This is a genomic window from Psychrobacter immobilis (assembly GCF_904846235.1).
GTDB classification, from domain to species: Bacteria; Pseudomonadota; Gammaproteobacteria; order Pseudomonadales; family Moraxellaceae; genus Psychrobacter; species Psychrobacter immobilis_C.
The window spans coordinates 261,467-277,491 of sequence record NZ_CAJGZN010000001.1; the positions used below are offsets into that span (position 1 = coordinate 261,467).

General features: G+C 44.0%; 10 protein-coding genes and 1 pseudogene. 3 read left to right on the top strand and 8 right to left on the bottom strand.

Features of this window, described 5'->3' with window-relative positions:
- Positions 1-158 precede the first annotated feature (158 nt).
- The 3 genes from prmA to mrcB all read right to left on the bottom strand — a co-directional run bounded on the left by prmA (position 159) and on the right by mrcB (position 4,617).
- A complete protein-coding gene (gene prmA, locus JMX07_RS01150; protein WP_201605578.1) occupies positions 159-1,085 on the bottom strand; it encodes a 50S ribosomal protein L11 methyltransferase in 927 nt (308 codons plus the stop codon).
- A gap of 134 nt (positions 1,086-1,219) precedes the next feature.
- Positions 1,220-2,032, bottom strand: a complete 813-nt coding sequence (locus JMX07_RS01155) for a tetratricopeptide repeat protein (protein WP_227684576.1) — start codon at positions 2,030-2,032, stop codon at positions 1,220-1,222.
- Positions 2,033-2,112: 80 nt separating this feature from the next.
- Positions 2,113-4,617 (bottom strand): penicillin-binding protein 1B, encoded by a 2,505-nt coding sequence (gene mrcB, locus JMX07_RS01160; RefSeq protein WP_413786645.1) that lies wholly within the window; start codon positions 4,615-4,617, stop codon positions 2,113-2,115.
- A gap of 437 nt (positions 4,618-5,054) precedes the next feature.
- Here mrcB and JMX07_RS01165 point away from each other — a divergent pair, with 437 nt between their 5' ends.
- Positions 5,055-7,853 (top strand): heavy metal translocating P-type ATPase, encoded by a 2,799-nt coding sequence (locus JMX07_RS01165; protein ID WP_201605580.1) that lies wholly within the window; start codon positions 5,055-5,057, stop codon positions 7,851-7,853.
- A gap of 119 nt (positions 7,854-7,972) precedes the next feature.
- On the opposite strand, the gene JMX07_RS01170 is transcribed toward JMX07_RS01165, so the two are convergent.
- Complete coding sequence (locus JMX07_RS01170; RefSeq protein WP_057759239.1) at positions 7,973-8,695, bottom strand: Bax inhibitor-1/YccA family membrane protein; 723 nt, start codon at positions 8,693-8,695, stop codon at positions 7,973-7,975.
- A gap of 319 nt (positions 8,696-9,014) precedes the next feature.
- Between JMX07_RS01170 and JMX07_RS01175 the strand changes: the two genes are divergently transcribed.
- Positions 9,015-10,019: an NAD(+) kinase gene (locus JMX07_RS01175; protein ID WP_179798759.1), complete on the top strand. Its 1,005-nt coding sequence runs from the start codon at positions 9,015-9,017 to the stop codon at positions 10,017-10,019.
- A gap of 55 nt (positions 10,020-10,074) precedes the next feature.
- On the top strand, positions 10,075-10,386 hold the full coding sequence (locus JMX07_RS01180) for a YeaC family protein (protein WP_057759241.1): 312 nt from the start codon (positions 10,075-10,077) through the stop codon (positions 10,384-10,386).
- 126 nt (positions 10,387-10,512) lie between these two features.
- Here JMX07_RS01180 and JMX07_RS01185 read toward each other — a convergent pair whose 3' ends face one another.
- From JMX07_RS01185 to alaS, 4 genes and pseudogenes are all read right to left on the bottom strand, one after another.
- Positions 10,513-10,887, bottom strand: a complete 375-nt coding sequence (locus JMX07_RS01185) for a HopJ type III effector protein (protein ID WP_057759243.1) — start codon at positions 10,885-10,887, stop codon at positions 10,513-10,515.
- 179 nt (positions 10,888-11,066) lie between these two features.
- Positions 11,067-11,234: pseudogene (gene csrA / locus JMX07_RS01190) on the bottom strand (carbon storage regulator CsrA); the annotation flags it as partial.
- 430 nt (positions 11,235-11,664) lie between these two features.
- Positions 11,665-12,951 (bottom strand): aspartate kinase, encoded by a 1,287-nt coding sequence (locus JMX07_RS01195; RefSeq protein ID WP_201605583.1) that lies wholly within the window; start codon positions 12,949-12,951, stop codon positions 11,665-11,667.
- Between the two features lie 357 nt (positions 12,952-13,308).
- Positions 13,309-15,981 (bottom strand): alanine--tRNA ligase, encoded by a 2,673-nt coding sequence (gene alaS, locus JMX07_RS01200; protein WP_201605586.1) that lies wholly within the window; start codon positions 15,979-15,981, stop codon positions 13,309-13,311.
- Between the last annotated feature and the right edge of the window lie 44 nt (positions 15,982-16,025).

Consider the following 16,025-nt stretch of genomic DNA (forward strand, 5'->3'; position numbering starts at 1 on the left):
AAAAGTATGGTTATCAATACCGCTTAGCCACTCACCAATAGCTGCCCACAATACTCATTGTACTTTTTAAATTTCGATGAATTATGGGCAAAGACAGAGTGGCGTCAAACACATAACATTTGACTGCCCTCTATCGTAACAGATGTAATTAAATGTTGCTAGCTGGTAAATGTACCTGATAAACGCTGCCAATGTTGGTCTTCTTGCGCAGTAAAAGCATGCTTAGGATCCAGTGCAAAATATGGCTGATAAGCTTCAGTGACTTGCTCGGTTTGCGACTCAATCAAACCTGCCAACACGATACGGCCCTTTGGCGCAATCAGTGTTGCAAAGTAAGGTGCTAAACCAATAAGCGGCTTCGCTAGAATATTGGCAACGATCACTTCTACAGGCAAAACGTCATGTTGCGAGCAATACTCTGTAAATTCTTCTGGCAAAAATGCCTGCAAACGTTCGCCTACATTGTTGCGTACCGCATTCTGATTGGTAGCAAGTACCGCCTGCGGGTCAATATCGACTGCATATACCTGACGTGCACCCAATAGCAAAGCAGCAATCCCTAGAATGCCTGAACCACAACCATAATCGATAACCACTTTGTCTGTTAGGTCTTGCTCTGTTAGCCAGTCTAGGCACAGGCGAGTCGTAGCATGATAGCCAGTACCGAATGCCAAACCTGGATCCATAATGATATTGGTGGCTTCAGGGTTAGGCGGCGTTAGCCAGTCAGGCACAATCCATAAGTCATTAGCACATTCAATAGGATGATAGTTGCTCATCCACTCGCGCTCCCAGTCCTTATCATCAACAGCCGTTAACCAAATACGAGTAGCCTGTACTTGTGCAGCGATTTCATGACTTAATTGCTCAACCGCTTGACGACTGCCAGCATCAGTAGTCGCATCAAATAGTCCTGTTAGTATCACCTCATCCCAAAGCGGTGATTCACCTGGAAGTGGCTCAAACAAAGGTTGATCGCCAGCATCGTCTAAAGCGATTGATAATGCGCCTGCTTCTAACAAAAGCGCTTCAGCCAAGTCGACGTTTGATTTTTCACATTGTAAATGCAGTTGTTGCCATGCCATAAAGATAACCTTAAGCGGAAATAAAAATAAGTGTAGGTGCTAGGGGTTGCCCTAGATAGATCTACATACAATGAAATGCATGATGTATATAGAGGTTTTAACTAATGAATCTAAGAGGTACAAATACTCGGTTATTAGCGCAATGCTTGTTTTGCTTCATTGACCACGCGTGAGTTACCCTGAGCTTGTCCTGATTGCAATATAACTTGCCATAGTGCTCGTCTACGATTGCTATCTTGAGAGACACTAAGACCACGACGTGCCATCGCTTCTGCCTTACGAGGTTGGTTCTTTTTTAATGCTACTTGTGCCAAATAAAAATATACCGCCGACGATTTGGGCGCTAGACGCTGTGCACGGGTAAAGCTGTTCTCTGCATTGGTTAGATTGCCAGCTTTCAACTGACTGATACCTACTTGCATCAAATTGCGAAACGCAGGCAGATTACTATTATTGCTTGCAGATTGTTGAGTACGTTGCTGCGAGTTTCTTCTAGCGTGCTCAAGTAACTCATTATGCGACGGTACCGATGGCTCAGAGATTATATAGTCGTTACGAGAAGGCGCAATGATAACAGGATCAGGCTGCGTCACTTCTGGTGCAGAAGGCGTAAATACAGGTGTCTCTTGCGTTAATGGATTTGGTGTTTCGGACTGTTCAATTGCATCATAAGGCTCGGTTGGATAGTTGCTTTGATCATTTGCTTCCGTGATAGGCGCTTGAGCAGTTGTTGTTGATGGCACGGTCGGTTGTGATGTTGGTAGTGTTTGAACAGGCGTGGTTTGCACTGTGGTTGACGTGCTAGGTGCCGTCTGACAAGCACTTAGGCTTAGCATGCCAATGATCGCGCTGCCTGCAAGTAAGGTATTGCTTGACGTAATTTTATTACGCCATAGCACTATGGTTTGTTTTACTGAAGTAGTTGTCCGTAAAGATGACACCATCATGTTAAAACCTTTTTTAAATATTAAAAGCTAAATACCAAAAACATTATTAGAGCTATTTAACAGCTAGAGCCATTCAACAGTTAGAACCATTCAACAGCGCGGTCATACCAAGTATCAGCACGGTCTTCATCACCTTCACTTTGCTCGCTGCTACCTTCTGCACCCTCAGATTCAACAGCTTCGCCATTTGGAATCTCTAAACCTTCGCGGCGACGTTGTTGATTGATATCACCTTGCTGATTTTGGAATTGTATCTGTTCACGAGCACGATCTTGCTGGTATAGGCTTAGCGCACAACTACTGGCTTCTTCTGGTAAATGAGCTGACATTACTGGTAGGTAGCGAGCGTTGGCACAGCGTTCATTAGACAGTTTGCCTGAGTTATTCTCTAGCCATAACCACTCGATACCTTCTGGCTCTGGTAGAGCAACTGGAGTCAGTTTTAGGCGTTTCATATAATCTACCCAAACTGGTAAGGCGCCAGTACCACCACTCAAGCCAATCGGTTTATTATCATCACGACCAACCCAAACAACACTTACATAGTTGCCACTATAGCCTGCAAACCAAGCATCGCGGTAGTCATTTGTCGTACCTGTTTTTCCTGCTAGATTTAAATTACTACCGAGTGATTGGGCGCGTCTGGCGGTACCATTTGAGACGACTTGCTGTAATGCATAGTTGGTCAAAAAGTTGGTTTCAGGTGGAATGCTACGCTGAGTGTTAAGCCCAGTACGCTGTAAGATACGGCCGCGATCATCAATGACCGTACGAATACTATGAATAGGAGTGCGGAAACCACCAGTGGCGAAGACTTGGTAAATACCAAGCATATCCATCGGACTCAAATTAACTGAGCCTAACAATGCTGATGGGTAAGGTGGGATTTTTTCTTTGATACCCATGCGCTGTAATTGCTTAGCAAAGGTATTAACTCCGAACTCCATACCTAAGCGTACTGCCGCTTGGTTATATGATTGAGACAGTGCCGTGGTAAATGGTACATAGCCATGATCACGGTTGTCGTAGTTTTTAGGGTTCCAATCAGTACCGTCGTTTAGATTGACCGTAATAGGGGAGTCATCTACTGAACTGGCCAAATTGTAACGACCGCTCTCAAGCGCAGTCATATAAATGATAGGCTTCAGCAACGAGCCGACTTGGCGTTTGGCATCTACCGCGCGGTTAAACCCTGTAAATTCACTACCACTACCCACGACAGACACTAGCTCGCCAGTCTCAGGATTGGCACTCACTAATGCACCTTGTAAATCATTAGTTTTGCTACTGTTACGGCGCAGCTCACCAAGTTTTCTATCAACGGCTTTGTCTGCTGCCAATTGAGCGATAGGGTCTAGAGTACTGATAATAATCAGACCTTCGTTTTTGAGGTCATCAGAATAATAAACGGTATTTAGCTCACGTTTGACAATATCTAAGAAGTCAGGGAACTGGCTTTTGCCTTCAGCAGGCTTATCCACGATACCAAGCGGTTGCTTTAAGGCTTTGTCGTAGTCTTCTTGGCTCAGTGTGCCCATTGTCAGCATGTTATTAAGCACTACGTCGCGGCGTGCTTTTGAGTCGTTTGGGTTACGACGTGGGTTGTAGATACTTGGGCCTTTTGCCATACCAACTAGCATCGCTTGCTGATCTAAGCGCAGCTCATTAAGAGGTTTGTCAAAATAAAACTGTGATGCCAAACCAAAACCATTGATCGAACGATTGCCATTTTGACCCAGATAAATCTCATTCAAATAGGTCTGTAAAATCTCATCTTTGCTGTAATGTAGCTCAAGTAGCACGGCCATCAATGCTTCATTGGCTTTGCGTTTGATAGTGCGATCTGAGTTGAGATAAAAGTTTTTGATCAGCTGCTGGGTGATTGTCGAACCACCTTGTCTGGCACCACCAGTAAAGTTATTGATTACGGCACGGGCGATACCACGTACCGATACCCCTTTATGCTCATAAAACGCGCGATCTTCGGTAGCGATAAGGGCATCAATTAACGGCTGAGGCACTTCGTCCAAAGACACAACCATCCGATCTTCATTACTGTCTGGATAGATACCACCGATATTGACAGGCTCTAGACGAATGATGCCGCTTTTGGCAGGCAGAGTACTCTGGATAGATTCTACTTTATTGCCAGAAATTGTCATTTTGATGACTTGCTCGGCATCTTTATCATTGGCGCTATACGTAAAGCCGCGCGTGTGAATAAAGTAAGTATTACCTGTTCGATGATAGGTGCCTGTACGATCATAAGCTTTGTTGCTTTGATAATTAAGCAACTCTAGCCATGTCTTCATCGTATCTCTATCGACATTGGCACCTTGATACAGCTCAAGCGGCTGCGAATACACTTTGGCTGGAATGTCCCAGCGCTTGCCCTCAAACTTATGAGTAATGGTGCGATCAAGTTTGATCAAATATAGCGCCAACAGCACCATGCCTGCGATGATGATAATTAATAGCAGACTACTAAAGACCAAGCCGCGCTGCTGCGAGGGTAGCGTGTGCATAGCAGACTTAGATGACGCTGATAACTTGGTATTTGGTAACTTGTAATTAGGTTTTTGCACGGATGTCGCACCATTTTTGGATAAAAAACTGCCTCATAATGACGCAAATTGACAAATTTTTCAATCTATCATCGTCAACGCAGGCATTTATTGGTCGTAGACTATGAGCGATGATACTGCTCATAGCGATAGCTTATAGTATAATCCCTATTAAAATACCGATACTTGTAATAAAGCGTCAGTCACTTTCAATCTGGTAGATAAACGCCATATAAGATAGCAATTTACGATTGTCCTCACGATGTATTTTGTATGAATTCGCTGTTGCTAATGGTTTGCTATTAGCCGTTTGTTATTAATATTATGCTACTAGCAGTAGTGATATTCATGTGATTAAAAACGGTTCTATTGCATGACGTACAGTACAGTCAATACGAGCAAGTTTGCTTTAAATGAATGCATTTTAAGCAAGCCTGTCAAAGGAAGTAAGCGCGACTATGTCTAGTATCCCATCATCAGTATCATCTGCTACCAATCATTCTTATGAAGACACCTCTATCATCGAAGGCTTAGTGCTTCCATTGGCTAACCACTGCTTTCACTGTGGTGACCCTGTACCTCAGCCACCGTTTTATGCTGAGATATTAGGTCAGTCACGAGAGATGTGTTGTATGGGCTGTCAGTTAGCTGCCCAAAGCATTGTAGAGGCTGGTCTTGAGCAATATTATCTTGACCGTTCAGAGATTAATCGTACGGCAAGTTTGCCAACCCAGCTGACGCGTCTCGAGGTCTACGATCATGACGAGATAAAATCACAGTTCGTTTACGCGCAAGATGGCATGTCAGTAGCAGAGCTGTCTGTTAATAACTTACGCTGTGCTGCCTGTACTTGGCTGATTGAGTCGCGTCTCGATGAGCTAGAGGGTATTGGTAAATGTCAGGTAAATTTGACCAACCAACGTATGCGGGTCATTTGGGATGAGAACAAATTACCCATCAGTCGCATTTTAGCGGTCATCAACGAAATCGGCTACGAAGCCAAGCCTTATCGCCAAGATACACACGAAGCCATGCTGGCACGTCATAATAATCAAATGCTATTGCGTCTCGGCATCGCTGCACTAGGTTCGATGCAAGCGATGATGTATGCCGTTGCGCTTTATTTTGGCGAGTATAGCGACATGTTGATATTTCAGCGTGACTTTTTGCGTTGGGTATCTTTATTTGTGAGTACGCCTGTATTTTTCTATGCTGGCATTCCTTTTTTTACCTCTGCATGGTCAGCAATTCGTGCGCGCCAGGTCAATATGGATGTGCCCGTCAGTCTTGCGTTGATTATTACTTTCTTTGCCAGTCTCTACGCTACCATCACTGGGCAAGGGGAGACGTATTATGACTCGGTCAGTATGTTTATCTTCTTTTTGCTGGCAGGGCGTTATATCGAGCATAACGCACGTTTAAAAGCCGCGACTATGGCTAATGATTTGGTGGTGGTTGAGCCGGTATTGGTGCAAAAAGTCGCTGAAGACAAAGCAGCTGCCGAGCGTATTTTACAACTGCTGAAAGAAAATGAGTCTCAGCAAGATGAGCTTATTGAAAATGAAACTACTAAAGGTGAGTCGGCTACAGTAGAGCCGATGCCTGACTTTATGCAGCGTATGGACGCCAATGTTTATCAGCTCACATCGCGTATCGCTCAAGAATGGCAGCAGTCACGTAACCAACCGAATACGCAATCACAGCCCGAAGGCGATATAGAGTCAAAGCAAATGGTCACCGCTCATAGTTTACAAGTGGGCGACATCATTTTGGTTGAAGCGGGTTCTGAGATTATCAGTGATGGTATCTTGCTAAGCTCTACTGCAACAGTGTCACAAAGTCTACTGACGGGCGAGGGTGATTTAATCATCAAATCTCAAGGCGATTATATTGTTGGTGGTGCACAAAACGATAGCCAGCCGTTTGAGATGCTAGTCACCGCCTTACCAAAAGACAGTCAGATAGGCTTAATTGATCGATTGATGAATCGTGCCATGAGCGAAAAACCCAAATTGGCGCAGCAAGCAGATAAGCTGGCACGTTGGTTTGTCGCGCGTATTTTGGTTTTATCCGTCTTAGTATTTGTCGGCTGGTATATTGTTGACCCAAGCCAAGCCATTTGGGCAACCGTGGCAGTCTTAGTCGCTACTTGTCCATGTGCATTGTCATTGGCGACGCCGATTGCCTTGACCGTCTCAACCAATCGTCTGGCAAGCTATGGTTTTTTGACGACGCGTGGCCATACCTTACAAACGCTAGCTGAAATCACGCACGTTGCTTTTGATAAGACAGGCACGCTGACTTATGGTAAGCCAAATTTATTAAATATCGAATTAATCACACCAAAAAGCCAGACCGAAATTGACGATTTATCATTAATAGTGCAAAAAGATACGCTATTGGCCATTGCAGCTGCGCTAGAAGTGGGAAGTCGTCATCCAATTGCCCACGCATTACTGACGGCGGCCTATCAGTTACACCTGCCATCGACACAAGCCGTACAGCATTATCCAGCAGGCGGTGTAGAAGCAATGATTGAAGGCACTGTATATCGAATCGGTCATAAGGACTTTGCGCTAGATAAAACAGATAATAGCGTCAATGATATAGATGCTAGTAATGATTTAACCATTAATCTGGTAGCTCAGCGAGCCAGCTCAGCAGTGGTATTGTCTTGTCAAAATACTGATAGCAAAACATGGCAGGCGCTGGCATGCTTTTATTTCAATGACAAGGTACGTGATAGTGCGCAGTCGATGCTCGATACGCTCAAAGGACTAGGTATCGAGTCTGTTATGTTGACAGGTGATCCAAGCCCGCAAGCGTTAGTGATGGCTGAGAACTTGGGAATGCAATCTGCATACAACGGACTATCACCAACCGATAAGGTCAATCATATTCAGCAGTTGCAAGCTAACGGTGCTGTGGTATTGATGGTAGGTGATGGTATCAACGATGCACCAGTGCTAGCAGCAGCAGATGTGTCGACTTCGATTGCAGGTGCGGCAGACTTAGCACAAGTATCTAGTGATAGTATTATCTTAAATGGACAAATCGAAGCCATCACTGCGGCTAAACGTATCTCTGATAAGACGGAACGTATTATCAAGCAAAACTTCCGTTGGGCACTCGCTTACAACAGTATTGTTCTGATACCAGCAGCTTTAGGTTATGTACCACCATGGCTCGCTGCAATTGGTATGTCGCTCAGTTCGCTATTTGTCGTATTAAATGCATTGCGCTTAAAACGTGCTTAGCCTCTTTAAGAAGTACTTAATTTAAACAAGCCTGTAAAGTTTGATCATAAAAAAACCGCCTTCCATCAAATGAAGGGCGGTTTTTTCTATAAAGAGATACTGTTAAGCAGCTTTTACAGTTAGTCTTGTAGATAGCTTAGCAGACGCATAAATTCGATATACATCCAGACTAAGGTCGCAAGAATACCAATACTGAACAACCACTCGTAATCTTCAGAAACACCCATCGCAACACCGCGATCAATATTATCGAAATCTAACAGCAAGGTGAAAGAAGCGATAACGATGACAAATAAGCTAAAGCCAATAGCGATAGCGCCACCTTCAAACAGGAATGGTAATGATGAGCCAAACGCTAGAGAAAGTACCCACTGTGCTACATAGACAAGCATGATAGCAATAACCGCCGAGGTCACAATAGAGCGGAACTTTTCAGTAACTTTAACTAAACCTGAACGATATAAACCTAGCATAACCGCAGCTGTGACGAAAGTTGCACACATTGCCGTGACTGGTACTGTTGGATACATTCTCATGAAAAATAATGAGATACCGCCCAAAAAGATACCTTCTAGCAAGGCGTAAGGCACTGCCAAAGTCTTGGCTTTTTGCGGCTTGAAGGTAATAAAAAGCGCCAGAACAAACGCAGCAATCATGCTACCAAAAGCTGCCATCGTAATAAAACCTTGCGATAAACCTGCCATAAGCGCATAAAAGAAAAAGCCCACACCAGTAATGGCTGATAAACCAAGTAATAAGCTGGTCTTTTGAATTACGCCCTTGACCGTCATTGGATTACCGCCGATCGCAAGTTCTGCGCGACTGACAATAGGATTGGCCATACATAAGTCCTTAATAATAAAATATAAAAATAGTGATGTTAGTTACTTTAGCAAAACCGCCATTATTGTCAACTGTGTTTGCGTGACAACTGCTGCGGTGCAACCTCAGGCTGTTCATTGTCTAGTGCATCGAGCTACAGTATCGCCCAATACGCTAATTGAAAAACTGAACAGAAAGATCTGACTAAGTAAAACATTCGATAGCTTTTATATGGGGTCAGTTACGACAGTTAACAACGATAATTCATAAACATGCTAGTCTAAGCGCGCATTTATCGCTATCATTACCTTGTACTTTACCGTTATACCGAGTCGTTTTATGGAAAACTCAGCGCAGTCAGCAAGATTGCCACACTTACATGAATCAGAGCTATTCCACGCTATTAAAAACCCCGCCTTTAGGCGTATTGGTCTAATGGGCCGTGCTGGTAAACGTAGTGTCACTCAAAGCTTGGTACAGATTGCCCAAACCGTCAATGATATGAATTTGACTTTGATAATGGATGTACAAACAGCCAATTTACCAACGCTTGACCTCACAGATATAGAAAGAGTCAAAATCGTCAAACGTGGTTTGATTGGTGAGATTTGTGATTTGGTTATTGTTGTTGGCGGTGATGGTTCGATATTACATGCCGCTGAGGCGCTAGCACGCTACCGTGTACCTGTATTAGGGGTTAACCGTGGTCGTCTAGGATTTTTAGCAGACGTAAAACCTGATGAAGCTGCCTTCAAGTTACGCCAAGTATTGATGGGAGACTATCAACTGGACCATCGGTTTTTATTGACGATGGAGATACGAGAAGGTCGCAAAATTATCCATGAAGACATGGCCCTGAACGACATCGTACTGCATGCTGGTAAATCCGTACATATGATTGATTTTCAGATGAAAATTGATGGACATGACGTTTATAGACAGCATAGTGATGGCTTAATAGCGGCAACACCGACTGGCTCTACCGCTTACGCCTTATCAGGCGGCGGTCCAATTATTCATCCGAGTATGGATGCTATTTGTCTGGTGCCAATGCATCCCCATACGTTATCTAGCAGACCGATTGTGGTCAGCGGTAATAGTGAGGTCTGTATTCGTATCCACGAAGACAATCGTACTCAACCGATGGTGAGTGCAGATGGTAAGCCAAGCGTGCCACTTGAGCAAGAGCAGCGCCTACATATTCGTAAGCATCCTGATAAGCTTACCTTGTTGCACCCACCTGGGTTTGACTTTTATGAGGCCTGCCGTACAAAGCTGCACTGGAACGTACATGCCGAAGAATTCAGTCTTGATGTCGATGATGATATTATAGACGATGAATAAGCGTATCTATTAGACCCAAATATGATACAAAAAATGGTAGTGGAGAGTAGGTAAGATGGATAAACAAACAATACTAGCAAGTCTAACGCCCGAAGTGGTTGATAAATTTCGTATGGCGATTGAGCTAGGCAAATGGCCTGACGGTCGTAAGATTACCGCTGAGCAGCGAGAGACTTGTATGCAAGCAGTGATGGTATGGGAGCATGAGCACCTACCGCCAGCCGAGCGTACAGGTTATATTCATAAACCCGTAAAAGATGATGGTTCTGTCGTTGGCGCTGAATGTGATGTCGAGCATGAGCATCACTATCCTAATATGCCGAATCCTAAAGGCGCGGTACAGCCTGTTAAGTTTCGTGATAAATAGGTTTATAAGAAGTCTATAATAGTTGTTATAAAAACACTTATCATAAAAAAGCCACGCTATATAGCGTGGCTTTTTTTACTTTACCAATAATTAAATTATCAGAAATAGCTCAATCATCATAAATGATTAAATAGCAGTCGTATCGACACTAGGACGAACCGTTAGCGGGTTCTTTTGCATCAAAAACCCTTGCCAGCCCCAATGTAAAAAATTGCGGATATTGGCATGATCGGTACCGTTAGGCGTTGCTTGTACCTTGGCATAATGTTCACCAAATAGTTTAAGCGTGTCCAATTGGTTCAGGCCATGGTGCTTAGCAAAACCAAAAATCTTTGCGCTACCTTCGTTCTCACCGGCTGCATTATGTACCATTCCATTTACGAAAGGGGCAGGCGCATAGCGATAAAAATCATCGATAAAGCTGATGACATCATTGAATCCAATGGCTTTTTTGTTCAAACCATTAAGTAATGCCGATACATCTGATTGGCGGATACTCATAAATAAATGACCTCAGAGCAGATTAAAAAAACAATATAATATTTATGTGTGCTCAATGATGATAGTAGCCGTTGAGCGTTCAGCATTATAATTTAGCTAGCTTAGCGATTAAAGTAATCTTCATCATCAAACGAAGGCGAAAAGTTGCCTTGCTCAAGATGCTGCATTTGCGACTGTACAGAACGCTCATGCTGAATACGTTGATAAATCTCTTCGCGGTGTACTGCAATATCTTTAGGTGCGTTTACACCGATACGTACTTGATTGCCTTTGACGCCTAGAACCGTCACACTTACTTCGTCGCCAATCATTAGCGTTTCGCCCACGCGGCGTGTCAAAATTAACATGCGTCACACTCCTTATGTCGCATCAACAAATTATTACTCATCAGATTACTTCTCAATTGCAGAACATCACCGCAGCACCAAACACGCAATATAACCATTATCACGATGCCAGATATCGTGCCAATAGCGGTAATGATAGGTAGATTCATTTAGCCCAAATGAAAGCCCCATTATAGGCGGCATAACAGATACTGTCACGGTTTTTCACAAAACTATTAGGTAAATGCTCATTTCAACTATGCTAAAAAATAAAAATAGGACCTAAAAAGATCCTATTTTATTTAAGTACTGTTTTTATTTAGATACTATTAATTCAAACGCTATTAATTTAAATGCTGTTTATCTACATACTATATAAAGTATAAAGTCATTAATAGCGGTTAATAGATAACCATTAAAGCTAATGCTATATTTTAACAGTTTTTATGTCTTATAGCCCAGCGATTTTGCTTTCACCGTCTTCACGATCTAGACCAAATGCCGTGTGTAATGACTTGACGGCTTTTTCTAGGTGTTGATCCTGAATCAGAACCGACACTTTGATTTCGCTGGTTGAAATCATTTGGATGTTGATGTTGTTTTCAGCCAGCGTTTGGAACATAAGGCTAGCAACACCAGCATGTGAGCGCATACCAACACCAACCAGTGACACTTTAACAACTTCACTGTTGCCTAATATTTCTTTGGCACCAATTTCATCTTTTACTTCTTCGTTAAGCACTTTTAGCGTCTTATCTAAATCAGTGCGGTTAACTGTGAAAGTAAAGTCAGTGGTACCGTTATCCGAAAGGTTTTGTACAATCATATCGATTTCGATATTGGCACGACCAATTGGGCTTAAGATAGCAGAGGCGATACCAGGATGGTCAGGCACGCCGCGTACTAAGATTTTTGCTTCGTCTCTGTTGAACGCGATACCTGAGATGATTGCCTGTTCCATATTGTCTCCTTCGTCTATCGTAATTAGGGTACCAACGTTATCTTGAAATTCTTGGTCAAAGCTACCGTCTGTGTTTTCATCAAAGCTAGAAAGTACACGTAGCGGTACGCCATATTTTCCAGCGAATTCTACTGAGCGAATTTGTAGAATCTTAGAGCCAAGACTTGCCATTTCAAGCATTTCTTCAAACGTAATTTTTTCAAGTTTTTTGGCTTTTGAGGTCACACGAGGGTCAGTAGTATAGACACCATCGACATCGGTATAAATTTGACACTCGTCAGCGCCCAAGGCCGCGGCAATCGCCACACCTGTGGTATCAGAACCGCCGCGGCCTAATGTGGTCGCGTTGCCTTCTTCATCGATACCTTGGAAGCCTGCCACAATAACGATATTGCCAGCATCTAATTGCTCGCGTATGTTTTTGTCATCGATGCTTTCGATACGGGCTTTATTATGGGCGTTGTCGGTTTTAATTGCGACTTGGCGACCAGTCATTGAACGGGCACCAATACCAAGCTCTTTAATGGCCATAGCGAGGAGTGAGATAGAAACCTGCTCACCGGTTGAGACCATCTGGTCGTACTCACGTGGGTCAGGGTTGTTACTGATTTGGCGAGCTAGATCAATCAAACGGTTGGTTTCGCCGCTCATGGCTGAGACCACGACGACCACTTGATGACCATTGTCATGCCAGCGTTTGACTCGTTTGGCGACGTTTTTGATGCGGTCGATACTGCCCATCGAGGTGCCGCCGTATTTCTGTACTATTAACGCCATAAAAATCTACCTATTTATTCAATAATGACTTTTTATTGTCATTGATGAGAGTCAATGTGATGCTCGTCAATGCTTGTATAGATAAAGCCAGATGATAAGAGTTATGCCTTTAGGTCTTTCATTCTTCTAATGGTATCTATCAACCTTATAGAATGAACAATATGCCCAAACGTTGACCTTTATACCATATCTGCCGCATAACTTTAAGCCTCAGGAGCGCTTAGATGTATGGCGATTGGTTATAGTAGTTATAACCAATCACGTATTCTATGCGTAGTGGAGTAAAGCTATGCGATAAATATAAGGTACATTGTGACGCGCTATACCAGTATATTCGCGAGTTTAATATTCGCTAGCTTAGCTAAGCTGGGTTTCAATCCAAGCAGGTAGAGCGCTGATAACCGCTGTACTGTTGCCAGACTTCGGTGCACCGCCTTGTGCGTAGTCAGGCTTACCGCCACCTTTACCACCAAGCTCACCTGCCAAGTGACGAATAATATCACCAGCTTTCACTTTGGCAGTGACAGGTTTTGCGACGCTCGCTGCGAGTGCTAACTGGTCATCTTTATCACCAATCAATACAATTACGCTATCAGGCAGTTTTGATTTGATATCGTCCATCAGTGTACGGATGGATTTACCATCGATACCGCTTAAAGTACTGATAAGAACTGGGGTACCTGCGATCGTTTGTACATCATCAAGCAAATTGGCTGCTTGAGCACTGGCTATTTTTTGCTGCAAGCGCTCTAGTTGTTTTTCTAGGTCGCGTTGCTTATCAGCCATCGTACGGACACGCTGCGCTACTTCAGGACGTTTCACTTTCAGCTGACTTGCCAATTCGCTCAGTTGTTGCTCGCTTTGCTGAATGTTTTTGACTGCATTCATGCCAGTGACGGCTTCAACTCGGCGGATACCAGCCGCAATACCAGACTCACTGGTGATTTTTAGCACACCGATATCGCCCGTACGCTGTACATGCAAGCCACCACATAGCTCGATAGAGAAAGGCTTGCGCTGACCATCAACGATACGATCTGTACCCATGGTTAGTACTCGAACGTCACTGCCGTACTTTTCGCCAAACAGTGCCATAGCGCCTTGGTTCATCGCTTCGTCAATCGACATGTGCTCGATACGGGCAGGGGTGTTGGCTTGAATTTGCTCATTAACGAGACGTTCGACACGCATGATTTCAGCGGCGCTGACAGGTTTGTCATAAGCAAAGTCAAAACGTAGTACTTCGCTTGAGACCAATGAGCCCTTTTGCGTGACCGCATCGCCTAGCACTTCTCTTAGCGCTGCGTGCAATAGGTGAGTGGCTGAGTGATTTTTGGCACTGGCTGCACGAATGCTAGACAGTACTTGCGCTTCAGCGGTTTGCTTAGTGCTGATATCACCCATGGTCACGACACCATAATGGATAATCGCCTGACCAGATTTTTTGGTATCTTGCACTTCAAAGACGCCCGATGCAGTACGAATTTCACCAAGTTCACCAACTTGACCACCCCCTTCAGCATAAAATGGGGTGCGATCCAAGACTACAACGCCTTCCATGCCTTCTGTTAAGCTGTCTGCCGGGTTACCGTCTTGATAAAGCGCGTCAATAGTCACGCCGTCTTCTTCGAGCTGCTCATAACCGATAAAGGTCGTTGGCGTCTCTACTTGAATGACGCTGCTGTAATCGACGTCAAACTTGCCAGCATCACGCGCACGCTCACGTTGTGCCTGCATATGCTCATCAAATTCGGCTTCATCAATAGCAATACCACGCTCACGAGTGATATCGGCGGTCAAATCAAGTGGGAAACCATAGGTATCATAGAGCTTAAATGCGGCTTCACCAGATAGCGTATCGCCATCTTGTAAGCCTTCAAGTTCGCTGGCAAGTAAACGTAAGCCTTGAGCCAGTGTTTTAGCAAACTGTGCTTCTTCTTTTTGAATGGCGTTTTCGATGACACTCTGCTTGTCTTGTAGCTCAGGATAAGCACTGCCCATTTCAGCTACAAGCGGCGCAACCATCTTATAGAAAAACTCACTATCAGCGCCAAGCTTGTTGCCATGACGTACCGCGCGACGAATGACACGGCGCAATACATAGCCGCGACCTTCATTACTTGGCGTAACACCATCAGCAATCAAAAATGCTACAGCACGAATATGGTCGGCGATGACTTTCAATGATGATTGTTGCTCATTATTGATCTCTAAGATGTCAGCTGCTGCATCCATCAAATGAACAAATAAGTCGATTTCATAGTTGCCATGAACGCCTTGCATGATGGCACTAATACGCTCAAGCCCCATGCCTGTATCGACGCTAGGTGCAGGCAGTGGTAATAGTGTGCCGTCTTTTTGACGATTGAACTGCATGAATACGCAGTTCCAAATCTCAATATAGCGATCGCCGTCTTCTTCTGGGGTACCTGGCAAGCCGCCTTCGATATCGGCGCCGTGGTCATAAAAGACCTCGGTACAAGGGCCACAAGGACCAGTGTCACCCATTGTCCAAAAGTTATCAGAAGCGTAAGGAGCACCTTTGTTATCACCAATACGAATGATGCGCTCACTCGGAATGCCGATGTTTTTATTCCAAATCTCAAAGGCTTCGTCATCAGTTTCATAGATAGTGACATAAAGACGATTTTTATCAATCGCTAACCACTTCTCCGAGGTCAAAAACTCCCAAATGTACTCGATACCTGCTTGCTTGAAATAATCACCAAACGAGAAATTACCAAGCATTTCAAAGAAAGTATGATGACGTGCGGTATAGCCGACATTATCCAAATCATTATGTTTGCCGCCAGCACGTACGCACTTTTGCGAGGTTACCGCACGTGTATAGTCACGTGGTTCCATACCCAAAAAGGTTTCTTTAAATTGATTCATACCGGCATTGGTAAATAGCAATGTCGGATCATTGTGTGGAATCAAGCTAGACGATGAAACTTGGGTGTGCTGCTTGCTTATGAAAAAATCGATAAAGGCTTGGCGAATATCGGCTGAGCGAAATGGCTGGCTCACAGCGGCTCCTTACTGACGGATAGAATTGAGTAAATGACATAAAA